This is a genomic window from Bombilactobacillus sp. ESL1092 (assembly GCF_058107465.1).
Map to the genome: position 1 here is coordinate 1,240,699 of NZ_CM176594.1, position 23,846 is coordinate 1,264,544.

41 protein-coding genes are annotated in these 23,846 nt (G+C 38.3%); 39 read left to right on the forward strand and 2 right to left on the reverse strand.

Annotation, left to right across the window (positions count from 1 at the left end; genetic code table 11):
- Window positions 1–137: 137 nt before the first annotated feature.
- Window positions 138–656 (forward strand): peptide-methionine (S)-S-oxide reductase MsrA, encoded by a 519-nt coding sequence (msrA, locus tag AC3B6Y_RS05595; protein WP_489790655.1) that lies wholly within the window; start codon window positions 138–140, stop codon window positions 654–656.
- On the opposite strand, the gene AC3B6Y_RS05600 is transcribed toward msrA, so the two are convergent.
- Window positions 648–1,325 carry a prepilin peptidase gene (locus tag AC3B6Y_RS05600; protein WP_489757138.1) on the reverse strand — a complete coding sequence of 226 codons (678 nt, stop codon included), beginning with the start codon at window positions 1,323–1,325 and terminating at the stop codon, window positions 648–650. The genes msrA and AC3B6Y_RS05600 overlap by 9 nt on opposite strands.
- 299 nt (window positions 1,326–1,624) lie before the next feature.
- Here AC3B6Y_RS05600 and rpsL point away from each other — a divergent pair, with 299 nt between their 5' ends.
- From rpsL to fusA, 3 genes are read left to right on the forward strand one after another with little or no spacing between them, the layout of a single operon-like run.
- Window positions 1,625–2,038 carry a 30S ribosomal protein S12 gene (gene rpsL, locus AC3B6Y_RS05605; protein WP_489755262.1) on the forward strand — a complete coding sequence of 138 codons (414 nt, stop codon included), beginning with the start codon at window positions 1,625–1,627 and terminating at the stop codon, window positions 2,036–2,038.
- Between the two features lie 40 nt (window positions 2,039–2,078).
- Entirely contained in the window at window positions 2,079–2,549 is a 471-nt protein-coding gene (rpsG, locus tag AC3B6Y_RS05610) for a 30S ribosomal protein S7 (protein ID WP_489757139.1), read from the forward strand.
- Window positions 2,550–2,584: 35 nt separating this feature from the next.
- Window positions 2,585–4,678, forward strand: coding sequence for an elongation factor G (fusA, locus tag AC3B6Y_RS05615; protein ID WP_489790657.1), 2,094 nt, complete (start codon window positions 2,585–2,587; stop codon window positions 4,676–4,678).
- Window positions 4,679–4,744: 66 nt separating this feature from the next.
- Here the strand turns inward: fusA and AC3B6Y_RS05620 are convergent, their stop codons facing one another.
- Complete coding sequence (locus tag AC3B6Y_RS05620) at window positions 4,745–5,299, reverse strand: cysteine hydrolase family protein (RefSeq protein ID WP_489757141.1); 555 nt, start codon at window positions 5,297–5,299, stop codon at window positions 4,745–4,747.
- Window positions 5,300–5,563: 264 nt separating this feature from the next.
- Here AC3B6Y_RS05620 and rpsJ point away from each other — a divergent pair, with 264 nt between their 5' ends.
- The 35 genes from rpsJ to rpsI all read left to right on the forward strand — a co-directional run bounded on the left by rpsJ (window position 5,564) and on the right by rpsI (window position 23,837).
- Entirely contained in the window at window positions 5,564–5,872 is a 309-nt protein-coding gene (rpsJ, locus tag AC3B6Y_RS05625; protein ID WP_489757142.1) for a 30S ribosomal protein S10, read from the forward strand.
- Between the two features lie 41 nt (window positions 5,873–5,913).
- Window positions 5,914–6,603, forward strand: coding sequence for a 50S ribosomal protein L3 (gene rplC / locus AC3B6Y_RS05630; RefSeq protein ID WP_489757143.1), 690 nt, complete (start codon window positions 5,914–5,916; stop codon window positions 6,601–6,603).
- A 26-nt stretch (window positions 6,604–6,629) separates the two neighbouring features.
- Window positions 6,630–7,253, forward strand: a complete 624-nt coding sequence (gene rplD / locus AC3B6Y_RS05635; RefSeq protein WP_489757144.1) for a 50S ribosomal protein L4 — start codon at window positions 6,630–6,632, stop codon at window positions 7,251–7,253.
- Complete coding sequence (gene rplW / locus AC3B6Y_RS05640; RefSeq protein ID WP_489757145.1) at window positions 7,253–7,540, forward strand: 50S ribosomal protein L23; 288 nt, start codon at window positions 7,253–7,255, stop codon at window positions 7,538–7,540. The genes rplD and rplW overlap by 1 nt, the downstream gene beginning before the upstream one ends.
- 17 nt (window positions 7,541–7,557) lie before the next feature.
- Window positions 7,558–8,397, forward strand: a complete 840-nt coding sequence (rplB, locus tag AC3B6Y_RS05645; protein WP_489757146.1) for a 50S ribosomal protein L2 — start codon at window positions 7,558–7,560, stop codon at window positions 8,395–8,397.
- 38 nt (window positions 8,398–8,435) lie between these two features.
- Window positions 8,436–8,714: a 30S ribosomal protein S19 gene (gene rpsS / locus AC3B6Y_RS05650; protein ID WP_489755271.1), complete on the forward strand. Its 279-nt coding sequence runs from the start codon at window positions 8,436–8,438 to the stop codon at window positions 8,712–8,714.
- Window positions 8,715–8,731: 17 nt separating this feature from the next.
- Window positions 8,732–9,085 carry a 50S ribosomal protein L22 gene (rplV, locus tag AC3B6Y_RS05655; protein ID WP_489757147.1) on the forward strand — a complete coding sequence of 118 codons (354 nt, stop codon included), beginning with the start codon at window positions 8,732–8,734 and terminating at the stop codon, window positions 9,083–9,085.
- Between the two features lie 20 nt (window positions 9,086–9,105).
- A complete protein-coding gene (rpsC, locus tag AC3B6Y_RS05660) occupies window positions 9,106–9,789 on the forward strand; it encodes a 30S ribosomal protein S3 (RefSeq protein WP_489757148.1) in 684 nt (227 codons plus the stop codon).
- 3 nt (window positions 9,790–9,792) lie between these two features.
- Window positions 9,793–10,227, forward strand: coding sequence for a 50S ribosomal protein L16 (rplP, locus tag AC3B6Y_RS05665; RefSeq protein WP_489757149.1), 435 nt, complete (start codon window positions 9,793–9,795; stop codon window positions 10,225–10,227).
- Window positions 10,217–10,414, forward strand: coding sequence for a 50S ribosomal protein L29 (gene rpmC, locus AC3B6Y_RS05670; RefSeq protein WP_249514631.1), 198 nt, complete (start codon window positions 10,217–10,219; stop codon window positions 10,412–10,414). Before rplP ends, rpmC begins: the two co-directional genes overlap by 11 nt.
- Window positions 10,415–10,430: 16 nt before the next feature.
- Window positions 10,431–10,706 (forward strand): 30S ribosomal protein S17, encoded by a 276-nt coding sequence (rpsQ, locus tag AC3B6Y_RS05675; RefSeq protein ID WP_489757150.1) that lies wholly within the window; start codon window positions 10,431–10,433, stop codon window positions 10,704–10,706.
- Window positions 10,707–10,745: 39 nt separating this feature from the next.
- Entirely contained in the window at window positions 10,746–11,114 is a 369-nt protein-coding gene (gene rplN, locus AC3B6Y_RS05680; RefSeq protein ID WP_489755276.1) for a 50S ribosomal protein L14, read from the forward strand.
- Between the two features lie 31 nt (window positions 11,115–11,145).
- Window positions 11,146–11,409 carry a 50S ribosomal protein L24 gene (rplX, locus tag AC3B6Y_RS05685; protein ID WP_489757151.1) on the forward strand — a complete coding sequence of 88 codons (264 nt, stop codon included), beginning with the start codon at window positions 11,146–11,148 and terminating at the stop codon, window positions 11,407–11,409.
- Window positions 11,410–11,434: 25 nt separating this feature from the next.
- Window positions 11,435–11,977 carry a 50S ribosomal protein L5 gene (gene rplE / locus AC3B6Y_RS05690; RefSeq protein ID WP_489757705.1) on the forward strand — a complete coding sequence of 181 codons (543 nt, stop codon included), beginning with the start codon at window positions 11,435–11,437 and terminating at the stop codon, window positions 11,975–11,977.
- Window positions 11,978–11,997: 20 nt separating this feature from the next.
- The gene (locus AC3B6Y_RS05695) at window positions 11,998–12,183 is read left to right on the forward strand and encodes a type Z 30S ribosomal protein S14 (RefSeq protein ID WP_489755279.1); all 186 of its coding nucleotides are present in this window, start codon (window positions 11,998–12,000) and stop codon (window positions 12,181–12,183) included.
- A 26-nt stretch (window positions 12,184–12,209) separates the two neighbouring features.
- On the forward strand, window positions 12,210–12,608 hold the full coding sequence (rpsH, locus tag AC3B6Y_RS05700) for a 30S ribosomal protein S8 (protein WP_489755280.1): 399 nt from the start codon (window positions 12,210–12,212) through the stop codon (window positions 12,606–12,608).
- A 27-nt stretch (window positions 12,609–12,635) separates the two neighbouring features.
- A complete protein-coding gene (gene rplF / locus AC3B6Y_RS05705; RefSeq protein WP_489757152.1) occupies window positions 12,636–13,172 on the forward strand; it encodes a 50S ribosomal protein L6 in 537 nt (178 codons plus the stop codon).
- A gap of 30 nt (window positions 13,173–13,202) precedes the next feature.
- A complete protein-coding gene (gene rplR, locus AC3B6Y_RS05710; RefSeq protein WP_489757153.1) occupies window positions 13,203–13,568 on the forward strand; it encodes a 50S ribosomal protein L18 in 366 nt (121 codons plus the stop codon).
- A gap of 18 nt (window positions 13,569–13,586) precedes the next feature.
- Window positions 13,587–14,087 (forward strand): 30S ribosomal protein S5, encoded by a 501-nt coding sequence (gene rpsE, locus AC3B6Y_RS05715; protein WP_489757154.1) that lies wholly within the window; start codon window positions 13,587–13,589, stop codon window positions 14,085–14,087.
- A gap of 11 nt (window positions 14,088–14,098) precedes the next feature.
- On the forward strand, window positions 14,099–14,281 hold the full coding sequence (rpmD, locus tag AC3B6Y_RS05720) for a 50S ribosomal protein L30 (RefSeq protein ID WP_489757155.1): 183 nt from the start codon (window positions 14,099–14,101) through the stop codon (window positions 14,279–14,281).
- 29 nt (window positions 14,282–14,310) lie between these two features.
- Entirely contained in the window at window positions 14,311–14,751 is a 441-nt protein-coding gene (gene rplO, locus AC3B6Y_RS05725; protein WP_489757156.1) for a 50S ribosomal protein L15, read from the forward strand.
- Window positions 14,751–16,055, forward strand: a complete 1,305-nt coding sequence (secY, locus tag AC3B6Y_RS05730) for a preprotein translocase subunit SecY (RefSeq protein WP_489757157.1) — start codon at window positions 14,751–14,753, stop codon at window positions 16,053–16,055. The genes rplO and secY overlap by 1 nt, the downstream gene beginning before the upstream one ends.
- An 18-nt stretch (window positions 16,056–16,073) precedes the next feature.
- Entirely contained in the window at window positions 16,074–16,730 is a 657-nt protein-coding gene (locus tag AC3B6Y_RS05735; protein ID WP_489790052.1) for an adenylate kinase, read from the forward strand.
- A 107-nt stretch (window positions 16,731–16,837) separates the two neighbouring features.
- Complete coding sequence (gene infA, locus AC3B6Y_RS05740; protein ID WP_489757159.1) at window positions 16,838–17,056, forward strand: translation initiation factor IF-1; 219 nt, start codon at window positions 16,838–16,840, stop codon at window positions 17,054–17,056.
- A 49-nt stretch (window positions 17,057–17,105) separates the two neighbouring features.
- On the forward strand, window positions 17,106–17,222 hold the full coding sequence (gene rpmJ, locus AC3B6Y_RS05745; RefSeq protein WP_045922249.1) for a 50S ribosomal protein L36: 117 nt from the start codon (window positions 17,106–17,108) through the stop codon (window positions 17,220–17,222).
- 18 nt (window positions 17,223–17,240) lie between these two features.
- Complete coding sequence (gene rpsM / locus AC3B6Y_RS05750; protein WP_489757160.1) at window positions 17,241–17,606, forward strand: 30S ribosomal protein S13; 366 nt, start codon at window positions 17,241–17,243, stop codon at window positions 17,604–17,606.
- Between the two features lie 21 nt (window positions 17,607–17,627).
- On the forward strand, window positions 17,628–18,023 hold the full coding sequence (gene rpsK / locus AC3B6Y_RS05755) for a 30S ribosomal protein S11 (protein ID WP_489755290.1): 396 nt from the start codon (window positions 17,628–17,630) through the stop codon (window positions 18,021–18,023).
- Between the two features lie 69 nt (window positions 18,024–18,092).
- Window positions 18,093–19,028 carry a DNA-directed RNA polymerase subunit alpha gene (locus AC3B6Y_RS05760; protein WP_489757161.1) on the forward strand — a complete coding sequence of 312 codons (936 nt, stop codon included), beginning with the start codon at window positions 18,093–18,095 and terminating at the stop codon, window positions 19,026–19,028.
- 20 nt (window positions 19,029–19,048) lie between these two features.
- A complete protein-coding gene (gene rplQ, locus AC3B6Y_RS05765; RefSeq protein ID WP_489769202.1) occupies window positions 19,049–19,429 on the forward strand; it encodes a 50S ribosomal protein L17 in 381 nt (126 codons plus the stop codon).
- 199 nt (window positions 19,430–19,628) lie between these two features.
- Window positions 19,629–20,465, forward strand: a complete 837-nt coding sequence (locus AC3B6Y_RS05770) for an energy-coupling factor ABC transporter ATP-binding protein (protein WP_489774762.1) — start codon at window positions 19,629–19,631, stop codon at window positions 20,463–20,465.
- Window positions 20,441–21,304 (forward strand): energy-coupling factor transporter ATPase, encoded by an 864-nt coding sequence (locus AC3B6Y_RS05775; RefSeq protein ID WP_489757164.1) that lies wholly within the window; start codon window positions 20,441–20,443, stop codon window positions 21,302–21,304. The genes AC3B6Y_RS05770 and AC3B6Y_RS05775 overlap by 25 nt, the downstream gene beginning before the upstream one ends.
- Window positions 21,297–22,094 carry an energy-coupling factor transporter transmembrane component T family protein gene (locus AC3B6Y_RS05780; protein ID WP_489790658.1) on the forward strand — a complete coding sequence of 266 codons (798 nt, stop codon included), beginning with the start codon at window positions 21,297–21,299 and terminating at the stop codon, window positions 22,092–22,094. Before AC3B6Y_RS05775 ends, AC3B6Y_RS05780 begins: the two co-directional genes overlap by 8 nt.
- Complete coding sequence (gene truA / locus AC3B6Y_RS05785) at window positions 22,095–22,838, forward strand: tRNA pseudouridine(38-40) synthase TruA (protein ID WP_489769199.1); 744 nt, start codon at window positions 22,095–22,097, stop codon at window positions 22,836–22,838.
- Window positions 22,839–22,987: 149 nt separating this feature from the next.
- Window positions 22,988–23,431, forward strand: a complete 444-nt coding sequence (rplM, locus tag AC3B6Y_RS05790; RefSeq protein WP_489757167.1) for a 50S ribosomal protein L13 — start codon at window positions 22,988–22,990, stop codon at window positions 23,429–23,431.
- 13 nt (window positions 23,432–23,444) lie between these two features.
- Window positions 23,445–23,837, forward strand: coding sequence for a 30S ribosomal protein S9 (gene rpsI, locus AC3B6Y_RS05795; protein WP_489757168.1), 393 nt, complete (start codon window positions 23,445–23,447; stop codon window positions 23,835–23,837).
- The last annotated feature ends 9 nt before the right edge of the window (window positions 23,838–23,846 follow it).

The window sequence follows — 23,846 nt, forward strand, 5'->3', positions numbered from 1 at the left end:
CCTCCTGCTATATTTAACATCGAATAAGAATTATAACTTTTGGGTTATACAATTGCAACTGTCCATTAATTCAATTATGCCAATCTTAGTTAAAATCGTGCTATTCTTAGTTAATAATAAAAAGGAGGTTTTCAATTATGGAAGAAACTGCAATTTTTGCGGGCGGTTGTTTTTGGTGCATGGTTAAACCATTTGATACAATGCCGGGCATTAAACAAGTCATTTCTGGTTATACTGGTGGTCACGTCCCCAATCCGACGTATGAACAAGTGGCCAGTCACCAAACTGGTCATACTGAAGCAGTCAAAATTGTATTTGATCCAGCAATTATTTCTTATCAAGATTTAGTTAATATTTATTGGCAGCAAACGGATCCTACAGATGCAATGGGTCAATTTCAAGACCGCGGAGACAACTATCGACCGGTTATTTTTGTGAAAGATGAACAACAACGAAAGATTGCTGAAGCCTCAAAACAAAGTTTGATTCAAAGTGGCCATTTTGATCGACCAATTGTGACCCAAATTGAACCGGCACAAACTTTTTATCCGGCGGAAGACTATCATCAAGCTTTTTATAAAAAAAATCCTGCACGTTATCAATTAGAAGAAGCTGGTGGGCGAGAACAGTTTTTAAAGGAGCATTGGTCAAAATAAAAAGCGTAAAATGAAAGCTATGAGAATAAACGGAATAAAGGGCATTAAAACTCGACGATGTTGTTTATGATATAAAATCAAAAATCCAATTAATGCTAATCCGCATGCAATGAGGACGATTTGTAATGTTATCTGATTAGGAGTTAAAAGGCTCATTAAAATCAGTATTTCGCAATCGCCTAAACCGAAGCGTGGACGACAACAGAAATAAAAACCAATTATAAATAAACTAAAAAGTCCAATGAAAATCAATTGGTGCCAGTTGGGGAAGTTGAAGATAATGCAAGCGAGATAAGCAGGAACTAAAGTTACTGGCCAAATACTCAAAAAGATGTAATCGGTCATGGAACTTAGAGCGATAGTTAAGCCAACTAAGATTAATAAATAAGAATTGACAGTATGTTGCAAGCTAGCCTCTAGCCCAATAACTAGTCCAATTACTTCAATCCAAAAAATGCCCGGATAGATTCTGCGGTGGCAATAGGCACAACGACCACGTAATAATAAGTAGCTGATAATAGGAATTTCATGATACCACTTCAGTGGTTTGGCACAGACGTCACAGCGGGAACGTCCGCGGATAATGGAATAACCTAATGGTAAACGTAAGGCAACTAAGCCACAGAAAGATGCCAGACAGATACTCAAGAATAATTTAAAAATAATCATATTTTCACCTCAATTCACACTACGTAAATTGCGGTGATTTTTTTGAATAAAGTGTAAAAAAATTGGATACCAGAATGTAAATGTTAAGATCGTAGAGAGATTAATTTTTTGACAGTCGTTAGCAATTGGCGTGGAATTTAATTTGACATTAAGTTGATTCAATGCTACCATGATAGCTGTGCTTTTTAGAGGTTTAGTGTGCCATAATTAGCTTAGTAAACCACACGTGTGGTCTTTTTATTTAATCAAAAAAGAACCACCTGGATGTGTGTACTTAAAATTTTAAGGAGGAACTTTTAATGCCAACAATTAACCAATTGGTACGTAAAGGTCGTAAATCAAGAACTTCAAAGTCTGATTCTCCAGCTTTGAACTTCGGCTATAACAGTATGAAGAAAATTGCTACTGATAATCCTGCTCCACAAAAACGGGGAGTTGCAACTCGTGTCGGTACTATGACACCAAAGAAGCCAAACTCTGCTTTACGTAAATATGCTCGTGTTCGTTTATCAAACTTAATCGAAGTTACTGCTTATATTCCAGGAATTGGTCATAATTTGCAGGAACATAGTGTTGTTTTGATTCGTGGCGGCCGTGTGAAAGATTTACCTGGTGTTCGTTACCATATTGTTCGTGGTGCATTAGATACTGCTGGTGTTGATGGTCGGATGCAAGGCCGTTCCAAGTATGGCGCAAAGAAGCCTAAAAAATAAGCAATCAAAATTCTAAGAGATCTATTTAGGAGGATTTCCAATGCCAAGAAAAGGTACAGTTGCAAAGCGCGATGTTTTGCCAGATCCAATTTATAATTCAAAGCTTGTTACTCGTTTAATTAATCACTTAATGATCGATGGTAAACGTGGTAAAGCTTCAACTATTTTGTATGATGCATTTGATATTATTAAAGATAAAACTGGTAACGATCCAGTTGAAGTTTTTAACGAAGCAATGAAAAATGTTATGCCAGTTTTGGAAGTTAAAGCTCGCCGGATTGGTGGTTCTAACTATCAAGTTCCGATCGAAGTACGTCCAGAACGGCGGACAACTTTAGGCTTACGTTGGATTGTTAGCTACGCACGTTTACGTGGTGAACACACAATGGATGAACGTTTAGCTCAAGAAATTATGGATGCTGCTAACAATACTGGTGCAGCTGTCAAAAGACGTGAAGATACTCATAAGATGGCTGATGCCAACCGGGCTTTTGCACATTATCGTTGGTAATTTAAAACCGATTTATTGAGAGGAGTACTAGTCTTATGGCTAATAAACGTGAATTTCCTTTAGAGAAAACACGTAATATCGGGATCATGGCACATATTGATGCCGGTAAAACAACAACAACAGAACGGATCCTTTATTACACTGGTAAAATTCATAAAATTGGTGAAACTCATGATGGAGCTTCCCAAATGGACTGGATGGAACAAGAACAGGAACGTGGTATTACTATTACTTCAGCTGCGACAACTGCTCAATGGAAGGATCATCGGATTAACATTATCGATACCCCAGGACACGTGGACTTCACGATTGAAGTTGAACGTTCTTTACGTGTGTTAGATGGTGCAATTACAGTTTTGGATGGTCAATCTGGTGTTGAACCACAAACAGAAAATGTTTGGCGTCAAGCTACCACTTACCATGTTCCTAGAATCGTTTTTGTTAACAAAATGGATAAATTAGGAGCCGATTTCGATTATTCTGTTCAAACGATCAAAGATCGTTTGGATGCTAAACCATTAGCAATTCAAATGCCAATTGGTGCCGAGGATGCTTTTGAAGGTGTTATTGACTTAATCGAAATGAAAGCTGATCTTTATGACGAAGATGAATTAGGTTCTAAATGGGATACCATTGATGTTCCTGATGAATATAAAGAAGAAGCTGAAAAGCGTCGGGCACAAATGATTGAAGAATTAGCTGATGTTGATGATGAAATCATGGAGAAATACCTTGACGGTGCTGAAATCAGTAATGATGAAATTCGGACAGCTATTCGTAAAGCTACTATTGACTTGGAATTGTTCCCTGTTTTAGCTGGTTCTGCCTTTAAGAATAAAGGTGTGCAAATGTTGATGGATGCCGTGGTTGATTATTTGCCATCACCATTGGATGTTCGTCCATATAATGCCAAAGATCCAGAAACTGGTGATGATGTTGAATTAGTAGCTGATGATACTAAGCCATTTGCTGGTTTAGCTTTCAAGATTGCTACGGACCCATTTGTTGGTCGTTTAACTTACTTGCGGGTTTATACTGGTACTTTGGAAGCTGGTTCTTATGTCTTGAATGCTACCAAAGATAAGCGGGAACGTGTTGGTCGTTTATTACAGATGCATTCTAATCACCGAATGGAAATTCCAGAAGTGTTCTCTGGCGATATTGCTGCCGCAATTGGCTTGAAGAATACGACAACTGGTGATTCTTTGACTGATCCTGATCATCCTTTGATTTTGGAATCAATGGAAATTCCTGATCCTGTGATCCAAGTTTCTATTGAACCGAAGTCTAAAGAAGACCGTGATAAATTAGATATTGCTATTCAAAAATTAGCTGAAGAAGATCCAACTTTCCGTGCTGAAACGAATCCGGAAACTGGTGAAACTTTAATCGCTGGTATGGGTGAATTGCACTTGGATATCATGGTTGATCGGATGCGGCGTGAATTCAAGGTTGATGCTCAAGTTGGTGAACCGCAAGTTGCCTATCGTGAAACCTTCACGAAACAAGCCTCTGCTGAAGGTAAGTTTGTTCGTCAGTCTGGTGGTAAAGGTCAATACGGTGATGTCTGGATTGAATTTACACCAAATGAAGAAGGCAAAGGCTTTGAATTTGAAGATGCTATTGTTGGTGGGGTTGTTCCACGTGAATACATTCCATCAGTTGAAGATGGTTTGAAAGATTCAATGGCTAATGGTGTCTTAGCTGGTTATCCTTTGATTGATATTAAAGCTAAGTTATACGATGGTTCTTACCATGAAGTCGATTCTTCTGAAGCTGCCTTTAAAGTTGCTGCTTCAATGGCCTTGCATAATGCAGTGAAGAATGCTGGTGCCGTAATCTTGGAACCAATCATGAAAGTTGAAATTGTAACTCCAGAAGATTACTTAGGTGATGTTATGGGACAAGTTACAGCTCGTCGTGGTCGGATCGAAGGTATGGAAGAACGTGGTAATGCGCAATTGATTAATGCATTTGTGCCATTATCTGAAATGTTTGGTTATGCTACTACTTTGCGTTCTGCAACTCAAGGACGTGGTACTTTCACGATGACTTTTGATCATTATGAAAAGACTCCAAAGAGTATTCAAGAAGATATTATTAAGAAAAATGGCGGTAACGCTGGTTAATTGCTGAATCAAAAAAAGCTGGGAATTTTCCCAGCTTTTTTTGTGTTCAGTAAAGAAATGATTAACTTATGAAACAATAGTGGCGCCTAAACTGTTTTTAAAATGATCTAGGGCCCAAGTCTGTCCTTGTGGATTAAAAGTGGCTACGCCATTTTCATGGATCACGAGTTGATAATCCCTGTTATAAGCATCCATAGCTGTGTGTAAAACACAGATGTCGGTGCAGACACCAGTTAAATGAAGCGTATCAATTTTCCGCTCCCGTAAAAAATTATCTAAATTAGTATTAGCAAAAGCGGAATAACGATTCTTAGCAAAATTATAAACTAAGGAGTTAGTTTGGTTTTGTTTGTACCAAGTTTGTAATTGTCCATAAAATTCGCGCCCCCAGGTATTCGCTAAATTATGTGGGGGAAATAGTTTCGTTTCAGGATGATAGGGATCATTTTTTTGATGGAGATCGGTTGGTAAAATAACCCACTTCTTCTCATCTAGAAATTGATTAGCTAAATCAACAATAGCTGATTCCAATTGCTGAGCTGGTTTGCCCGCAGTTAGCGCGCCTTGATCAGCCACAAAGTCATTTGTATAGTCAATAATTAATAGTGCTTCGTTAGACATTTTGCTTACTTCCTTTCCTCTTGATTTTAGCATAATCAATTTCAAATATAGCTAATAAAATGCAACTAAATCCTTGAAATTAGGCATTCATCAGTGTAATATAGTAAGAGTGCTGATTCAAGGGATAATTATGCTTAAAACTTGGATTGGTGGCTACGGCATTGATGTGAGAGGTTGCGACACGCCCGGACGCTTTGCCACGGCAGGGTTATCGGTAATTTTCACAGAGCCGGTGTCTGAAAGATACAAAAAGGAGGGAAATCCATGGCAAGTCAAAAGATTCGTATTCGTCTTAAAGCTTATGAACATCGGATTATCGATCAATCAGCTGATAAGATTGTTGAAACCGCAAAGAGAACTGGTGCACAAATTTCTGGCCCAATTCCTTTACCAACAGAACGTACAGTATATACGGTTATTCGTTCACCACATAAGTTTAAAGACTCACGTGAACAATTCGAAATGCGCACACACAAGCGCTTAATCGATATTGTTAACCCATCACCGAAGACAGTTGATTCTTTAATGAAGCTTGATCTTCCAAGTGGTGTCTATATCGAAATTAAATTATAATTTTATCTTTAAAAAACAAATCAATTAATGGAGGTGTAATCATGACCAGAAAAGGAATTCTTGGTAAAAAAGTCGGAATGACTCAGCTTTTTACTGATAAAGGCGAATTAATTCCAGTAACAGTTATTCAAGCAACACCGAATGTTGTTATGCAACTTAAGACCAATGAAAATGATGGTTATGAAGCTGTTCAATTAGGCTTAGAAGACCGGCGTGAAATTTTAAGTAACAAACCGCAACAAGGCCATGCTAAAAAAGCCAACACAACTCCCAAGCATTATATCCGTGAATTTCGCGATGTAAATTTGGATGATTACAAAGTTGGCGATGAAGTTAAAGTTGACACATTTGTTAGTGGCGATGTGATTGATGTTACTGGTATTACTAAGGGACATGGTTTCCAAGGAAATATCAAACGTTTTGGTCAATCACGTGGACCAGAAACCCACGGTTCTCGGTATCACCGAATCCCTGGTTCAATGGGTTCAATCATTAATCGCGTCTTTAAGGGTAAGATGTTACCTGGACGGATGGGCGGTAACCAAGTTACAACACAAAATTTGGTAATTGCCAAAGTAGATGTTGAGAATAACTTATTAATGATCAAAGGTAACGTTCCTGGTGCTAATAAATCATTAGTTAAGATTCAATCAACTATTAAGGGAATTAAAGGCCAAAAGAATATTGGTGCTTTGATTTCTGATGAAGAAGCTACTTCTAACGAAGAATAATTGGAAAGGAAAGGAGGAAACTATTAATGGCACAAATTGATGTCTTTAAACAAACAGGCTCTAAAAATGGTTCTACAGATATTAAAGATGAAGTCTTTGGTATTGAACCTAATAATCATGTTTTAGCTGATGCTGTTATCATGCAACAAGCATCATTACGTCAAGGAAATCATGCCGTCAAGAACCGTTCTGCAGTTCGTGGTGGTGGTCGTAAACCTTGGCGTCAAAAAGGAACAGGCCGTGCTCGTCAAGGCTCTATCCGTTCCCCACAATGGCGTGGTGGTGGTGTTGTCTTTGGACCAACACCAAGATCATATGCTTATAAGTTGCCACGTAAAGTTGCACGTTTGGCAATTAAGTCGGCACTTTCACAAAAGGTTGCTGACCAAGAAATGATCGTTGTGGATTCTTTGAACTTTACTAAACCAAGTACCAAAGAATTTAAGAAAACTTTAGATCAATTAAATGCTCAAGGTCGGACATTAGTGATTGTTGAATCTGACAATGAAAATGCGATCTTATCTGCACGTAACATTGATAAAGTTAAAGTAATCAAGGCTGATGGAATTAACGTTTTGGATGTTTTAAATAACAACCAAATTGTTGTGACGCAATCAGCTTTATCAACAATTGAGGAGGCACTTGGATAATGGCAGCACAAGATATCATTTTACGTCCTGTAATTACAGAATCTTCCATGGCTGATATGGACGACAAAAAGTACGTTTTTGATGTTGCAGTTACTGCTAACAAAATTCAAGTACGTCAAGCCATTGAAGAAATCTTTGATGTAAAAGTTGCTCAAGTTAACATTATGAATGTAAAACCCAAGAAGAAACGCGTTGGTCGTTATCTTGGTAAAACTAATCGTCGGCGGAAAGCCATTGTTAAGTTGACTGCTGATTCTAAAGAAATTAAAATTTTTGAAAACAAGTAAAATAGGAGGTAATGAGCATGGGTATTATTAAATACAAACCGACAACTAATGGTCGCCGGAACATGACTGGCTCTGATTTTGCTGAAATCACGAAGACGAAGCCAGAAAAGACTTTATTAGAATCTCAAAGTCATACTGCTGGTCGTAACTCATACGGTCAAATTACCGTTCGTCATCGTGGCGGTGGTCATAAGCAAAAGTACCGTATTATTGACTTTAAACGGACCAAAGATGATGTAACAGCAACTGTTAAGGCTATTGAATACGATCCAAATCGTTCTGCCAACATTGCTTTATTACATTATGATGATGGTGTTAAATCCTATATTTTGGCACCTAAAGGTTTGGAAGTTGGTCAAAAGTTACAATCTGGTGCACAAGCTGATATCAAAGTTGGTAATGCACTACCATTAGCTAACATCCCAGTTGGTACAGTTATTCATAACATTGAATTAAAGCCTGGTAAGGGTGGACAATTAGTTCGTTCTGCAGGAACTTCAGCTCAAGTTTTGGGTCGTGATGGTAAATATACCTTAATTCGTTTAGCTTCTGGTGAAGTGCGGATGATCCTTTCTGCATGTCGGGCAACAATCGGGGCTGTTGGTAATGAACAACACGAATTGATTAATATCGGTAAAGCCGGTCGTAAACGTTGGATGGGTATTCGCCCAACAGTTCGTGGTTCTGTTATGAACCCTAACGATCACCCTCATGGTGGTGGTGAAGGTAAGGCTCCCGTTGGACATCCATCTCCTCTTTCTCCTTGGGGTAAGAAAACTCTTGGTAAGAAGACACGTTCTAAACGTGCACAATCTGAGAAGTTTATTGTACGTCACCGTAAGAATAAGAGAAAATAATTTAGTTTGATCACGATAACGTTAAGGGAGGTTGTCTAATGAGCCGTAGTTTAAAAAAAGGACCATTTGCGGATGCTCACTTGTTAAAAAAAGTTGAAGCTCAAGCAGATCAAGAAAAGAAGTCTGTTATTAAGACTTGGTCACGTCGTTCTACTATTTTTCCTAGTTTTGTAGGATATACAATCGCTGTTTACAATGGAAGAAAGCACGTCCCAGTTTATATTTCTGAAGACATGGTTGGTCATAAGCTTGGTGAATTCGTACCAACACGGACATTCCATGGTCATAGCAAAGATGACAAGAAAACTGGCGCATAGAAAGGAGAGGTTATACGATGGCAGAAGAACAAATTACTACTGCAACGGCAACCGCTAAAACAGTTCGCATCGCTCCAAGAAAAGCGCGCTTGGTTGTAGAGTTGATTAAAGGTAAAAGTGCTGCTGAAGCTTTGGCAATTTTACAATTCACTCCACGTGCAGGTTCACCAATTGTGGCTAAAGTATTAAAATCCGCAATTGCTAATGCTGAACATAACTATGATTTGGATGCTCAAAACTTAGTTGTTAGTGAAGCTTATGTAAATGAAGGACCAACTTTGAAACGATTCCGTCCACGGGCTAAAGGTTCCGCATCTCCAATTAACAAGCGGACTAGCCATATCACGGTTGTTGTTTCTGAAGTCGAATAATCCAATAAGGAGGAAAAAACGTGGGTCAAAAGATTAATCCAATTGGATTCCGTGTTGGTGTTATCCGTGACTGGGATTCAAGATGGTATGCTGATAAAAAAGACTTTTCTAAATACTTGCTTGAAGATTTAAAAATTCGTAAGTTTATTGAAAAGAAGTTAGCTAGTGCTTCAGTTTCACGTATTGAAATTGAACGTGCAGCAAAGAAAATCAATGTTTCCATTCATACTGCAAAACCAGGTATGGTTATTGGTAAAGGTGGATCCGAAGTTGAAAAACTTCGTAAAGAATTAAATGCTTTAACAGGCAAAAATATTCACATTAACATTGTGGAAATCAAAAAGCCTGATTTGGATGCCAAATTAGTTGGTGAAAGTATTGCTCGCCAATTGGAAGCACGTATTGCTTTTCGTCGGGCACAACGCCAAGCTACACAACGGACTCGTCGTGCTGGTGCTAAAGGTATCAAAACTCAAATTTCTGGTCGGTTAAATGGTGCTGATATGTCACGGACAGAATGGCATACAGAAGGAACTGTTCCTTTGCATACTTTACGAGCTGATATTGATTATGCTTGGGTTGAAGCATCAACCACCTATGGTAATTTGGGTGTTAAAACTTGGATTTATCGTGGCGAAATTTTACCAGATAAGCCAAGAACGAATAATCGTACTGATCATAATGGAGCGAAAGGAGGAAACTAATCGATGTTAGTACCTAAGCGTGTAAAACACCGTCGTGAATTTCGTGGTAAAATGCGTGGCGCTGCTAAAGGCGGTCGTGAGGTAACTTTTGGTGAATATGGCTTACAAGCCTTAGAATCACATTGGATTACTAACCGTCAAATTGAAGCAGCCCGTATTGCGATGACTCGTTACATGAAACGTGGCGGTAAAGTTTGGATTAAGATCTTCCCTCATAAATCATACACTGCAAAAGGTGTTGGTGTCCGGATGGGATCTGGTAAAGGTGCACCGGCTGGCTGGGTAGCAGTAGTAAAACGTGAAAAGATCATGTTTGAAATCGGTGGTGTTTCCGAAGAAGTTGCTCGTGAAGCTTTGCGGCTTGCATCTAACAAACTCCCAATTAAAACTAAGTTTGTTAAGCGTGAGGAAGTAGGTGGCGAATCTGATGAAAACTAGTGAAATTAGACAATTAACCACTGCGCAAATGCATGATAAAGAAAAGCAATATAAAGAAGAACTATTTAATTTGCATTTTCAACAAGCAACTGGTCAATTAGAAAACACAGCACGTCTTAAGCAAGTGCGTAAAAATATTGCGCGGATTAAGACAGTGTTACGTCAACAAGAATTAGAAGACAAGTAGGAAGGAGTGGAATTAATTGAGCGAAACAGAAAATTCTCGTAACCATCGTAAAGTTTATCAAGGACGTGTAGTTTCTGATAAAATGGATAAAACAATTACTGTCGTTGTGGAAACTTACAAAACCCACCCAGTCTATGGCAAACGGTTTAGATATTCTAAAAAATTCTATGCCCAAGACGACAATAATGAAGCAAAAGTTGGCGACGTTGTTCGTATCATGGAAACTCGTCCCTTGTCACGGTTGAAACGTTTCCGTTTATTAAACGTTGTAGAAAAAGCTGTTAAAATTTAATTTGATATTGAGATAAGTCCATGAGAGGAGGATCCTAATTTGATTCAACAAGAAACGCGGTTACGTGTTGCTGATAACTCTGGTGCACGTGAATTGCTAACTATTAAAGTGTTAGGCGGCTCTGGTCGCAAAGTTGCCGGTGTTGGTGACGTCATTGTTGCAACTGTTAAACAAGCAACACCAGGTGGCGTTGTCAAAAAAGGTGACGTAGTGAAGGCTGTTATTGTTCGAACAGTATCTAGTTCTCATCGTCCAGACGGTTCTTACATCAGTTTTGATGAAAATGCTGCTGTTATTATTAACGCTGATAAGACCCCTAAGGGAACTCGTATTTTTGGACCAGTTGCACGTGAGTTACGTGATAACAACTTTATGAAGATCGTTTCATTAGCTCCCGAAGTTTTGTAAAATCTGGAATTCATAAGGAGGTGCTTGACCAGTGTTTGTAAAAACCGGCGATAATGTCAAAGTCATTGCGGGAAAAGATAAAGGTAAGACTGGTACAGTCATTAAGGCTTTTCCTAAGACCAATAAGGTAACTGTTAAGGGAATCAATATGGTAAAGAAACATCAAAAACCATCTCAAACAGAACCTAACGGTGGAATCAAAGACGTTGAAGCTCCGCTTGATGCATCAAATGTTAAAGTTGTGACAGCAGCTCAAGAACCTGCTAAAAAGTCCGACAAAAAGAAAGATAAATAATTAAGGAAGGAGGATTTTGTCTAAGATGGAAAATGCTTTGCATAAAAAATATGTTGAAGAAATTACTCCTAGTTTAGTAAAGAAATTTAATTACAGTTCTGTTATGCAAGTCCCAAAGATTGATAAGATTGTCTTAAACATGGGTGTTGGTGACGCTGTTTCTAATTCTAAAAACTTGGATAATGCAGTTGAAGAATTAAGCTTAATTTCTGGACAAAAACCTTTAATTACTAAAGCTAAAAAATCCATTGCTGGTTTTCGTTTACGTGAAGGCATGGCAATTGGAGCTAAAGTTACTTTACGTGGTGAAAGAATGTACGACTTTTTAGATAAGTTGATTAATATTTCATTACCACGTGTGCGTGATTTCCATGGTATCAACGGTCGTTCATTTGACGGTCGTGGAAATTATACCTTAGGAATTAAGGAACAATTAATTTTCCCAGAAATTGACTATGATAAAGTTAGCAAAGTCCGCGGATTAGACGTTGTAATTGTTACAACAGCTCAATCTGATGAAGAAGCTAAAGAGTTATTAACGCAAATTGGAATGCCATTTGCAAAGTAGTAAATTAGGAGGTCAAACTATTGGCTAAGAAGTCACAAATTGTTCGGAATCATCGTCCAGCAAAGTTTTCATCACAAGCTTATACACGTTGCGAACGCTGTGGTCGTCCACATTCTGTATATCGTAAATTTAAGCTCTGCCGTATTTGCCTTCGTGAATTAGCTCATGATGGACAAATTCCAGGTATGCGTAAAGCTAGTTGGTAAAAAAATAAAACTTAGGAGGTCAGCACATGTCTATGACAGATCCAATTGCGGATTACTTAACACGGATTCGTAATGCGAACATGGTTCGTCATGCTTCAGTAGAAGTACCAGCTTCTAATATGAAGAAAAGTATTTCTGAAATTCTTAAACGTGAAGGTTTTATTCGCGATTATGAAGTAATTGATGATCATAAACAAGGTATTATCAAGGTTTACTTGAAATATAGTAAAGATAATGAACGCGTCATTACTGGCTTGAAGAAGATTTCAAAGCCAGGTTTACGTAGCTACGTTAAAGCTGATGCAGTTCCCAAGGTTCTTAATGGTTTAGGTATAGCTATTCTTTCAACATCTGAAGGAGTTATCACAGACAAAGAAGCTCGGGCTAAAGACATCGGCGGCGAAGTTATTGCCTACGTTTGGTAAAATCAATAACAAGGAGGTGCGCTTAGCGTGAGTCGTATTGGAAATAAAGTAATTGATCTTCCAGAAGGCGTAACAGTAGCAATTGATAATGATCAAAATGCTATTACTGTTAAGGGACCTAAGGGTGAATTAACTCGTGATATTAGCCCGAAGATTACAGTTACACAAACAGACAATCAATTAAAATTTGAACGTCACAATGAAAGTGACAAAGCTATTCACGGAACAACTAGAGCTAACGTGAATAACATGGTACTCGGTGTTACAGACGGATTCCAAAAGAATTTGGAATTGGTTGGTGTTGGTTATCGTGCTCAAAAGAAGGGTAATGACTTAGTTTTAAATGTTGGTTATTCTAACCCCGTTGAAATGACAACACCTGAAGGTTTAACAATCGATGTTCCGTCAAATACTCAAATCAATGTTAGTGGTATAAGTAAACAAAAAGTTGGTCAATTTGCGGCTGAAATTCGTGATGTTCGTCCACCTGAACCATACAAGGGTAAAGGTATTAAATATGCTGATGAACATATTCGTCGTAAAGAAGGTAAGACTGGTAAATAGTTAACCAGTTTATTCTGAATAATTTATGAGGTGAAAATTGTGATTACTAAACCAGATAAAAACAAGACTCGCGCTAAGCGTCATCGTCGAGTTCGTGCTAAAATCTCTGGTACTGCTGAGCGCCCACGCTTAAACGTTTTTCGTTCCAATAAAAACATCTACGCTCAATTAATTGATGACGTAGCGGGTGTAACGCTAGCAAGTGCCTCAACTTTAGACTCTGAAGTAGCAGCAGCTAACAAAACCGAACAAGCAAGTGCTGTTGGTAAATTAATTGCTGAACGTGCTGTCAAAGCTGGTAAGTCAGATGTTGTCTTTGATCGTGGCGGTTACTTATACCAAGGTCGGGTTCAAGCATTGGCTGAAGCCGCACGTGAAAATGGTTTAAAATTTTAGAAAGGAGGAATAAGATTTATGGCTTTTGTTGATCCATCTCAATTAGAATTAGAAGATCGCTTAGTTTCTATCAATCGGATTACTAAAGTTGTTAAGGGTGGTCGTCGTTTACGGTTTGCTGCAATTGTTGTGGTTGGCGATAAGAATGGTCACGTTGGCTTAGGAACAGGTAAAGCTCAAGAAGTTCCAGAAGCTATTCGTAAGGCTGTTGACGATGCACGTAAAAACTTGGTAGAAGTACCAAAAGTTGGAACAACCATTCCTCATGAAATCATCGGTGAATTTGGCGCTGGTCGAGTTCTCTTGAAGCCAGCTGTTGCTGGTTCTGGAATTGCTGCTGGTGGTTCTGTTCGTGCCGTTATGGAATTGGCTGGTATCGATGATATTACTAGTAAGTCACTGGGTCGTAACACACCAATTAATATGATTCGTGCTACGATGGATGCCCTAAAGAAGTTGAAGACTGCGCAAGAAGTTGCTAATTTACGTGGTATTTCAACTGAAGAATTACAAGGTTAGGAGAGCACACAATGGCTAATAAAATTAAAATTACTTTGAAGCGTAGTGTGGCACATCGGATTCCAGAACAACGTAAAGTTGTTAAAGAATTGGGCCTTGGACGCATTAACAGTTCAGTAATCAAGCCTGATAATGCTGCAATGCGCGGAGCAGTTTTAAAGATTGCTCATTTAGTTGAAGTTGAAGAAGCTTAATCATTAAATTTTAAGGAGGTGCCTTAATCGTGAAGTTACATGAAATACAAACGAGTGCAGGTTCACGTCATACACGCAAGCGTGTAGGTCGCGGAACTTCTTCGGGTTTTGGAAAAACTTCCGGACGCGGACAAAAAGGTCAATTAGCACGTAGTGGTGGTAAGACTCGTCTAGGTTTTGAAGGTGGTCAAATGCCTTTATTCCGGCGGATGCCTAAGCGTGGTTTTAATAATATTAATCGTAAAGAATATGCGGTTGTTAATTTAGATCAATTGAACCAATTTCGTGCTGGTAGTGTTGTAGATGCACAAGCTTTGAAAAAAGCTGGAATCATCAAGAAAGAATTAGCTGGCGTTAAATTATTAGCTAATGGTGAATTAACTAAGAAATTAACCATTAAAGTCAATAAAGTATCTAAAGCTGCTAAAGAAGCGGTTGAAGCAGCAGGTGGTTCAATCGAGGTGATTTAATGCTAGGAACACTTAAGAATGCTCTTAAAGTTAAAGAAATTCGTAAAAAGATTTTTTTCACATTGTTTATTTTGGCAGTGTATCGTTTGGGAGCACAAATTACAGTTCCAGGTATTAACGCTGCAGCAATGGAAAAGGTTGGTTCTACCGGATTAATTCCTTTGCTGGATACAGTTAGTGGCGGTGGTTTATCTAACTATTCGATTTTCTCGTTAGGTGTTTCGCCTTATATTACTGCCCAAATTGTAATTCAGCTGTTGCAAATGGATATTGTTCCTAAGTTTGTTGAATGGAGTAAGCAAGGTGAAGTTGGTCGACGTAAATTAAATCAAGTAACTCGTTATTTGACGATTTTCTTAGCCTTTGTACAATCAGTCGGAATAACCGCTGGTTTTAATGCTTTGAGTTCAATGAAGGGTTTGAAGTTAGTTCCTAAACCTGATTGGCAAACCTTTGTAGTTTTAGGGGTTGTCATGACAGGTGGTTCAATGCTTTTAACTTGGATGGGTGAGCAAATTACTGATAAGGGTATTGGTAATGGTGTTTCCATGATTATCTTTGCTGGTATTGTTGCTCGCTTGCCACACGGAACTTATCAATTAGTAAAGGATAAAATTATTAGTTCGACTGGTTCGGATCTTTGGTTGAACATTTTATTCTTAGTTTTGATTTTAGTTGCTGTTTTGTTAGTAACACAGTTTACAACTTATGTTCAACAAGCTAATCGTAAAGTGCCGATTCAATATACTCGGCGAGCAATTAGTGGTGGTTCTGAAAGTTATTTACCATTGAAAGTGAATGTAGCGGGAGTTATCCCAGTTATTTTTGCTAGTTCACTAATTGTTACTCCGTCGACGATTTTGATGGCCTTTCAAAATTCTCATGGCGGTGATACTTGGTATCAAGTCTTACAAAATATTTTTAGCTTACAAACAACAACCGGTTCTATTGTGTATACTGTATTAATTGTTCTATTTACTTTCTTCTACGCCTTTGTTCAGGTTAACCCTGAAAAATTAGCGGAGAACTTGCAAAAGCAAGGAGCTTATATTCCGGGTATTTGGCCAGGAAATGCGACAATTAAATATATTTCTGGTTTATTAATGCGTCTATCAACTGTTGGTTCTGTCTTTTTAGGTTTAATTGCTTTACTACCTCAGTTAGCAACTAATTTGTTTGGCCTACCACAATCGATTGGTTTAGGTGGAACAAGTTTGTTAATTGTTGTTGGGGTAGCGATTGAAGCTAATCGGCAATTAGAAGGATTGTTGATGAAGCGTGAATATGTTGGTTTTATTCGTTAAAAGCTTGGAGGAAGTTTGATGAATTTAATGTTAATGGGTTTACCAGGGGCTGGTAAAGGAACACAAGCTGAAAAAATTGTTGATCAATATCATGTCATTCATATTTCAACTGGTGATATGTTTCGTGAGGCTATGGCTCAAGAAACACCAGTGGGTTTGAAAGCTAAGTCTTTTATTGATCAGGGAAATTTAGTTCCTGATAGTGTTACTAATGAAATTGTTAAGGAACGTTTAGCTCAAAGTGATGTCTTTCAAGCTGGTTATATGCTAGACGGTTTTCCAAGAAATTTGGATCAAGCGAAGGCTTTAGATCAGATTGATGATGAATTAAGCTTAAAACTGGATGCCGTGATTGATATTGATGTGCCAACTGATTTGTTGGTTGATCGTTTATCAGGACGCTTTATCTGCCGGGATTGTGGTTCCACTTATCATAAGTTATATAATCCACCGAAAGTTGATGGAACTTGTGACCGTTGTGGTGGTCATGATTTTTATCAGCGTGATGATGATAAGCCTGAAACGGTTAAAAATCGTTTGGATGTTAATATTAAAATGAATACACCGTTAATTGATTATTATCAAAATGCAGGTATCTTGCATAAAGTTAATGGTGCGCAAGAAATTGATCAAGTTTTTGCAGAAATTGATCAAGTTTTAAAACAGATTAATTAATTGGTGGCAATCACTTCATTTATATGGTACACTAAGCGCGTGTATCGTCTAGTGAGTGCCAAGCTCTCACTATTTTTGTGTTTAAAAGAAACGAGGAGGATACTTTTTTGGCTAAAGATGACGTAATCGAAGTTGAAGGAACTATTTCCGATACTTTGCCAAATGCAATGTTCAAAGTTAAGTTGGAAAATGGTGCTACTGTGTTGGCTCATGTTTCTGGTAAAATTCGGATGCATTATATTCGGATTTTACCTGGTGATAAAGTTACGGTTGAACTTTCACCTTATGATTTAACTAAGGGGCGTATTACCTATCGTTTCCGGTAAATAGTGTGAGTCAAAGTTGTCCGTCAGTTCAGATGGGAGGATTTAGTTTATGAAAGTTAGACCATCAGTGAAACCAATGTGTGAGCATTGTAAAGTGATTAAGCGGAAGGGTCGCGTCATGATTATTTGTTCTGCTGACCCAAAGCATAAACAAAGACAAGGTTAAAAAGGAGGTTAACAACATATGGCACGTATTGCAGGTATTGACTTACCACGTGATAAACGTATTGTTGTCGCATTAACCTACATCTATGGGATCGGTAATACAACCGCTCAAAAGGTGTTGGCTGCTGCCGGTGTTTCTGAAGATATCAGAACACGTGATTTGACTCCTGAACAAGAGGAAAAAATCCGTGCGCAAGTAGATGGCATTAAGGTTGAAGGTGACTTACGTCGTGAAGTCAGCATGAACATTAAACGTCTACAAGAAATTGGTTCTTATCGTGGTATGCGTCATCGTCGTGGTTTGCCCGTTCGTGGTCAAAACACGAAAAATAATGCTCGGACTCGTAAGGGCAAAAAGATGGCTATTGCTGGCAAGAAAAAATAATAATAAAGGAGGTAATGATTAATGGCAAACAAGAAAGCAAAGACTTCACGTAAGCGTCGTGTAAAGAAAAATATTGAATCTGGTGTAGCACATATCCATTCAACATTTAATAATACGATCGTGATGATTACCGATACTCATGGTAATGCTGTTTCTTGGTCTTCTGCAGGTGCATTAGGATTTAAGGGTAGTCGTAAATCAACACCATTTGCTGCGCAAATGGCTGGTGAAGCTGCTGCTAAAGAATCCATGGAACATGGTATGAAATCAGTTGAAGTAGCTGTTAAAGGTCCTGGTTCTGGTCGTGAAGCTGCGATTCGCTCATTACAGACTACCGGTCTAGAAGTGACTGCAATTCGTGATGTCACACCAGTTCCTCACAACGGTTCACGTCCACCAAAACGCCGTCGTGTTTAGTTTTGACCCAAGCATTAGTGTTAAACTTTTGTTGTTAAACAGTGTTGTGAAAGGGGCAAAACATAAATAATGATTGAATTTGAAAAACCTGTTATCACAAAAATTGATGAAACAGATAATTACGGTAAATATGTAATTGAGCCATTGGAACGCGGTTATGGGACTACATTAGGTAATTCTTTACGGCGAGTTTTATTGGCTTCTTTACCAGGAACAGCAGTTTCTGACATTCAAATTGATGGAGTTTTACATGAATTTTCAACAATTGATGGTGTCTTAGAAGATGTAACTGAGATTGTTTTAAATATCAAAAAATTGTCTTTAAAATTACATTCCGACGAGAAAAAAGTTGAAATTAATGTTGAAGGCCCCAAACAAGTTACGGCTGCTGACATTGAAACGGATGCTGATTTAGAAATTTTGGATCCTGATCAATATATCTGTACCGTAGCTGAAGGTGGACAGTTGCACATGCAATTGTCTGTTAAAACTGGTCGCGGTTATATTCCGGCAGATCAAAATAAAACTGATGAAACACCAATTGGCGTTTTACCTGTGGATTCGATTTTTACCCCTGTTTCTCGGGTTAATTATCAAGTAGAGCATACTCGTGTGGGTAAGCGGAATGATTTTGATAAGTTAACTTTGGATATTTGGACTAATGGTTCAATTGGTCCGCGGGAATCAATTAGCTTAGCTGCTAAAGTTTTGACAGAGCACTTGAGCGTTTTTGTTGAATTAACCGATGAAGCTAAAGACGCTGAGATGATGGTTGAAAAGGAAGAAACTCGTAAAGAGAAGAAACTTGAAATGACCATCGAAGAACTTGATCTTTCAGTTCGTTCATACAATTGTTTGAAGCGGGCGGGGATTAATACTGTCCAAGAATTAACCGATAAATCTGAATCAGATATGATGAAAGTGCGCAATTTAGGGCGTAAGTCTCTAGAAGAAGTTAAAGAGAAGTTGGCCAATTTAGGATTGTCACTGCGTCTAGATGATTAAGATGAAAAGGAGGTAAACAGATGAGTTATCGTAAATTAGGTCGAGCATCAGATAAACGTAAGGCAATGTTACGTGATTTAACAACAGATTTGTTTATTAACGAACATATTGTTACTACTGAAGCACGCGCTAAGGAAGTTAGAAAAACAGCTGAAAAGATGATTACGTTAGCTAAACGTGGCGATTTACATTCTCGGCGTTTGGCAGCTAGTTATTTGCGTAACGAAGTAGCAAGTATTACTGAAGAAGAAGATGCAGTAGTTATTCAATCAACTTTGCAAAAATTATTTAGTGATATTGCTCCACGTTATCAAGATCGTCAAGGCGGCTATACTCGTATTTTAAAGACTGCCCCTCGTCGTGGTGATGCAGCACCCATGGCAATTATTGAATTAGTTTAATTTATAGATTTTTTTAAATAGCTATTTAAATGATCATTCTTTCGATTAGTAGTGAGCGTAATGATGTTGGTGAAAGCTAAGTCTAGCTCTAATGCTTTAGCGCTACTTTTCGGGAATGATTTTTTTGTGGTTTTGATTATATTTAAGAAAGTCTATGGTATGATATTGATTAAAAGCACTATTGAGATGAGGTGACAGCATGGAAAATATTATTCAATTAGACCATGTCACGTACACTTATGAAGAAGCAGTAACACCAGCATTGGATCAGGTTAGTTTACAAGTTAAACCCAAGCAATGGGTCGCTATTATTGGTCGTAATGGTAGTGGTAAAAGTACCTTGGCCCGAATTTTAAATGGATTATTACAACCACAATCAGGACAAGTTAAGGTTGCTGGGCAAGTATTATCCGATGAAACACTTTGGACGATTCGGGAACAGTTGAGGATTATTTTTCAAAATCCAGATCATCAGTTTGTGGGTGCTACTGTTGAAGATGATGTCGCTTTTGGCCTAGAGAATCAGGGGATGCCCCGAGAACAGATGGTCCAACGAGTGGCTTGGGCTTTAGAGCGTGTACAAATGACAGATTATGCGCAAAAGTCGCCACAGTTACTGTCTGGTGGGCAAAAGCAACGAGTTGCAATTGCTGGTATTATTGCATTAAAACCTAAAATTATTGTGATGGATGAGGCCACGAGTATGTTGGATCCGCAAGGTCGTCGCGATATTATTCAATTAATTAAAGCTTTACAACAAGAATTAGGCATGACGGTTTTATCAATTACCCATGATCTAACAGAAATCGTTCAAGCAGATCAGGTAGTGGTTTTAAAAGCGGGGCATGTTTTAAAAACAGGTGCTGTGAAAGATATTTTTCAAAATCCGCGACAACTAACCGATTTTGGTTTGCAACCACCGTTTACGCAAAGTTTGCAATTATTATTACAGGAACAAAAAATTGCAATTGATAATCAATATTTAACAAAGCAGGAATTGGTTGAAAAATTATGGCAATTACATTTGAACAGGTAACACATACTTATCAAGCTGATGGACCATTAGCGTATACTGGCTTAAAGGACGTCAGCTTTGAAATTGCTGATGGCAGTTTTACCTCGATTATTGGTCAGACTGGCAGTGGAAAGTCAACTTTAGTGCAGCATATGAATGCGCTCTTAAAGCCGACCAGTGGCACGGTAACAATTGGTCAGCACAAAATTACTGCAGAGACAAAAAATAAGCATTTAAAGCCGTTGCGTCAGCAAGTAGGGATGGTTTTTCAATTTCCAGAACAGCAATTATTTGCAGAAACGATCCAAGAAGATATTAGTTTTGGTCCGAAAAACTTTGGTGTAGATGCGAGTGAAGCTAATAACTTAGCTTTAAAAATGTTAGATTTGGTTGGCTTACCACAAAGTTTAGCTGATAAGTCACCCTTTGATTTATCTGGTGGGCAAATGCGGCGGGTGGCCATTGCGGGTGTTTTAGCATCGCAGCCACAAGTATTGATTTTGGATGAACCAACAGCAGGTTTAGATCCCCAAGGACATCAGGAATTAATGCAGTTATTTGCCCAATTGAATCAAACTGGTACTACGATTGTGTTGATTTCTCATCAAATGGAAGATGTGGCATTATACAGTGACCAAGTTTTAGTGATGGACCATGCACAATTGGTTCGTGCTGCTAGTCCACAAGTGATTTTTAATGATCAAGAATTTTTAACTCAGCATCATTTGTTACAACCAGAAAGTACGCAATTTGCACAAAAGTTGCTACAAAGAGGCTTTAAATTTGCATCATTGCCGATTACGATGCCAGAGCTAGTCGCACAGTTAGTTCCACAATTGAGAGGAGAGAACGATGGGTAAAATCATTATTGGGCGTTATTTACCTGGCAATTCATTCATTCATCAGTTGGATCCGCGAGCTAAATTTACGGCCACTTTTTTATTTGTTATTATTGTTTTTTTAGCTAATAATTGGTTAACCTACGCCACTTTGTTGGCATTTGTTATTTGGGCGGTTTATTTGTCGCAAATCTCGCTGAGTTTCTTTTTGCGTGGTATTCGCCCGATGTTAATTCTTATTTTATTTACGGTTGCTTTGCAAGTCTTTTTGACACCTGGGGGGCATCCTTTTTGGCACTGGGGCTTTTTATCATTATCAAGTTTGAGTTTGACTAATGGAGCATACATTTTTTTTCGCTTTATTTTAATTATTTTCATTTCAACTTTATTAACAATTACCACTACTCCGTTACAAATGTCTGACGCGATTGAATCATTATTAAAACCGTTGCGATATGTTCATTTTCCGGTTGACGAAGTAGCTTTGATGTTGTCAATTGCTTTACAATTTATTCCTTTGTTATCTGATGAAACTACTAAGATTATGAATGCTCAGCGGGCGCGGGGCGTGGACTTTGGCGAAGGAAATATTATTAAACAAATCAAAGCGATTGTTCCGATTTTAATTCCGTTATTTGTTAGTAGTTTTAATATTGCTTATGACTTGTCAGTGGCGATGGAATCACGGGGCTATCAAGGTAGTGCTGGTAGAAGTAAATATCGTCAGTTGCACTGGCAAAAAAAAGATACCATCATGTTAATGACATTTGGATTACTGACAATTTTACTTTTAATTTTACGGAGTTATTAAATGACGACTTATAAAATGACTGTGGCGTATGATGGCACTAAATATCATGGCTTTCAAAAACAGCCACAATTAGCAACAATTCAAGGTACTATTGAACAGGCCTTAGCTAAGATGACGAAGGGTCAATTAGTTGAAATAATTGGTTCGGGACGCACGGATGCAGGAGTGCACGCTTTAGGACAAGTTATTTCGTTTAATTACCCGGGAAATATTCCAGCGGAGCAAATGTTAAAGGCGTTAAATAGTCTCATGCCGCTAGATATCCTCTTTACAAATTCCCAAATTGTCCCGGAAAATTTTAATGCCCGTTTTGATACGGTTAGTAAGATATATGAATATCGGGTGGCTTTGGGGCGTTATACGGATCCTTTTTTACGATTATATACGGGTCATTACCCTTATCCGCTGGAAGTTTCACGCTTACAGATAGCGCTACAAGATATTGTTGGTGTTCATGATTTTACTAGCTTTGCTGCCAGTGGTGGCGTTATTAAAAATAAAGTACGCGAAATTTATCAAGCCCAGCTCGATTTAAGTGACTATCCACGACAATTGAAATTTATTTTTCACGGTAATGGTTTTTTGTATAATATGGTGCGCATTATGGTCGCAACACTTTTGGAAATTGGTAACGGTCGGCGTGATGTGCACGATTTTTTGCGATTATATGAAGTCAAAGATCGACAACAGGCCCGGGTAACAGCGCCTGCTAGTGGTTTATTTTTAAAGCAAGTGTTCTATTAAGTTAAAACGTGAGTGTTGAAAACAACAGTGACTTATCATTGACTTCAATAAAATTAACGATTATACTGATAAATGGTATTGTTTACCCCACGATGAGCCCCGGAAACTTATTGAGTGTGTGAACAAACACAGATATTGGAGGAAAACAAATGCGTACAACACCATTAGCTAAACCAAGCGAAGTTGAACGTAAATGGTATCTGATTGATGCAACTGATGTCGTCTTAGGTCGTTTATCATCAGCTGTCGCTACAATTTTACGTGGCAAGAATAAACCAACATTTACCCCGAACGTTGATACTGGTGATAATGTAATTATTATTAACGCCGACAAAGTGAAGTTGACCGGCAAGAAAGCTACTAAGAAGATGTACTATCATCATAGTAATCATCCTGGTGGGTTGAAGACTACTTCTGCAGGTAAAATGTTGGCTGAAAAGCCTGAACGGTTGATTGAAACTTCAGTTCGCGGCATGTTGCCAAAGAATTCCCTTGGTCGTCAACAATTTAAGAAGCTTTATGTCTATGCAGGTTCAGAACATAAACATGCAGCTCAACAACCTGAAGTTTTAGATGTTAATAAGTTGATTTAAGGAGGAGAATAATTTGGCACAAGTATCTTATGCTGGAACTGGACGTCGTAAAGACTCAGTTGCTCGTGTACGCTTGGTCCCTGGTAAGGGTCAAGTAACAATTAATAAACGTGCTGCAGAAGATTACATTCCTTCTGCAAGTTTGATCAAAGATTTAAAACAACCATTGGATATCACTGAAACTGCTGATAGTTATGATGTCTTGGTTAATGTTCATGGAGGCGGTTTTTCTGGTCAAGCCGGTGCAATCCGTCATGGAATTGCGCGGGCTTTATTGGAAGTAGATCCTGATTTTCGGGCACCTTTGAAACGTGCAGGCATGTTAACTCGTGATCCACGAATGAAAGAACGTAAGAAGCCAGGTTTGAAGAAGGCTCGTAAGGCTTCACAATTTTCCAAACGTTAAGATATTTCT

Coding starts and splice junctions, on each gene's coding strand:
- msrA (WP_489790655.1), top strand. CDS start 138: ATGGAAGAAACTGCAATTTTTGCGGGCGGTTGTTTTTGGTGCATGGTT.
- AC3B6Y_RS05600 (WP_489757138.1), bottom strand. CDS start 1,325: ATGATTATTTTTAAATTATTCTTGAGTATCTGTCTGGCATCTTTCTGT.
- rpsL (WP_489755262.1), top strand. CDS start 1,625: ATGCCAACAATTAACCAATTGGTACGTAAAGGTCGTAAATCAAGAACT.
- rpsG (WP_489757139.1), top strand. CDS start 2,079: ATGCCAAGAAAAGGTACAGTTGCAAAGCGCGATGTTTTGCCAGATCCA.
- fusA (WP_489790657.1), top strand. CDS start 2,585: ATGGCTAATAAACGTGAATTTCCTTTAGAGAAAACACGTAATATCGGG.
- AC3B6Y_RS05620 (WP_489757141.1), bottom strand. CDS start 5,299: ATGTCTAACGAAGCACTATTAATTATTGACTATACAAATGACTTTGTG.
- rpsJ (WP_489757142.1), top strand. CDS start 5,564: ATGGCAAGTCAAAAGATTCGTATTCGTCTTAAAGCTTATGAACATCGG.
- rplC (WP_489757143.1), top strand. CDS start 5,914: ATGACCAGAAAAGGAATTCTTGGTAAAAAAGTCGGAATGACTCAGCTT.
- rplD (WP_489757144.1), top strand. CDS start 6,630: ATGGCACAAATTGATGTCTTTAAACAAACAGGCTCTAAAAATGGTTCT.
- rplW (WP_489757145.1), top strand. CDS start 7,253: ATGGCAGCACAAGATATCATTTTACGTCCTGTAATTACAGAATCTTCC.
- rplB (WP_489757146.1), top strand. CDS start 7,558: ATGGGTATTATTAAATACAAACCGACAACTAATGGTCGCCGGAACATG.
- rpsS (WP_489755271.1), top strand. CDS start 8,436: ATGAGCCGTAGTTTAAAAAAAGGACCATTTGCGGATGCTCACTTGTTA.
- rplV (WP_489757147.1), top strand. CDS start 8,732: ATGGCAGAAGAACAAATTACTACTGCAACGGCAACCGCTAAAACAGTT.
- rplP (WP_489757149.1), top strand. CDS start 9,793: ATGTTAGTACCTAAGCGTGTAAAACACCGTCGTGAATTTCGTGGTAAA.
- rpmC (WP_249514631.1), top strand. CDS start 10,217: ATGAAAACTAGTGAAATTAGACAATTAACCACTGCGCAAATGCATGAT.
- rplE (WP_489757705.1), top strand. CDS start 11,435: ATGGAAAATGCTTTGCATAAAAAATATGTTGAAGAAATTACTCCTAGT.
- rpsH (WP_489755280.1), top strand. CDS start 12,210: ATGTCTATGACAGATCCAATTGCGGATTACTTAACACGGATTCGTAAT.
- rpsE (WP_489757154.1), top strand. CDS start 13,587: ATGGCTTTTGTTGATCCATCTCAATTAGAATTAGAAGATCGCTTAGTT.
- rpmD (WP_489757155.1), top strand. CDS start 14,099: ATGGCTAATAAAATTAAAATTACTTTGAAGCGTAGTGTGGCACATCGG.
- secY (WP_489757157.1), top strand. CDS start 14,751: ATGCTAGGAACACTTAAGAATGCTCTTAAAGTTAAAGAAATTCGTAAA.
- AC3B6Y_RS05735 (WP_489790052.1), top strand. CDS start 16,074: ATGAATTTAATGTTAATGGGTTTACCAGGGGCTGGTAAAGGAACACAA.
- rpmJ (WP_045922249.1), top strand. CDS start 17,106: ATGAAAGTTAGACCATCAGTGAAACCAATGTGTGAGCATTGTAAAGTG.
- rpsM (WP_489757160.1), top strand. CDS start 17,241: ATGGCACGTATTGCAGGTATTGACTTACCACGTGATAAACGTATTGTT.
- rpsK (WP_489755290.1), top strand. CDS start 17,628: ATGGCAAACAAGAAAGCAAAGACTTCACGTAAGCGTCGTGTAAAGAAA.
- AC3B6Y_RS05760 (WP_489757161.1), top strand. CDS start 18,093: ATGATTGAATTTGAAAAACCTGTTATCACAAAAATTGATGAAACAGAT.
- rplQ (WP_489769202.1), top strand. CDS start 19,049: ATGAGTTATCGTAAATTAGGTCGAGCATCAGATAAACGTAAGGCAATG.
- AC3B6Y_RS05770 (WP_489774762.1), top strand. CDS start 19,629: ATGGAAAATATTATTCAATTAGACCATGTCACGTACACTTATGAAGAA.
- AC3B6Y_RS05775 (WP_489757164.1), top strand. CDS start 20,441: ATGGCAATTACATTTGAACAGGTAACACATACTTATCAAGCTGATGGA.
- AC3B6Y_RS05780 (WP_489790658.1), top strand. CDS start 21,297: ATGGGTAAAATCATTATTGGGCGTTATTTACCTGGCAATTCATTCATT.
- truA (WP_489769199.1), top strand. CDS start 22,095: ATGACGACTTATAAAATGACTGTGGCGTATGATGGCACTAAATATCAT.
- rplM (WP_489757167.1), top strand. CDS start 22,988: ATGCGTACAACACCATTAGCTAAACCAAGCGAAGTTGAACGTAAATGG.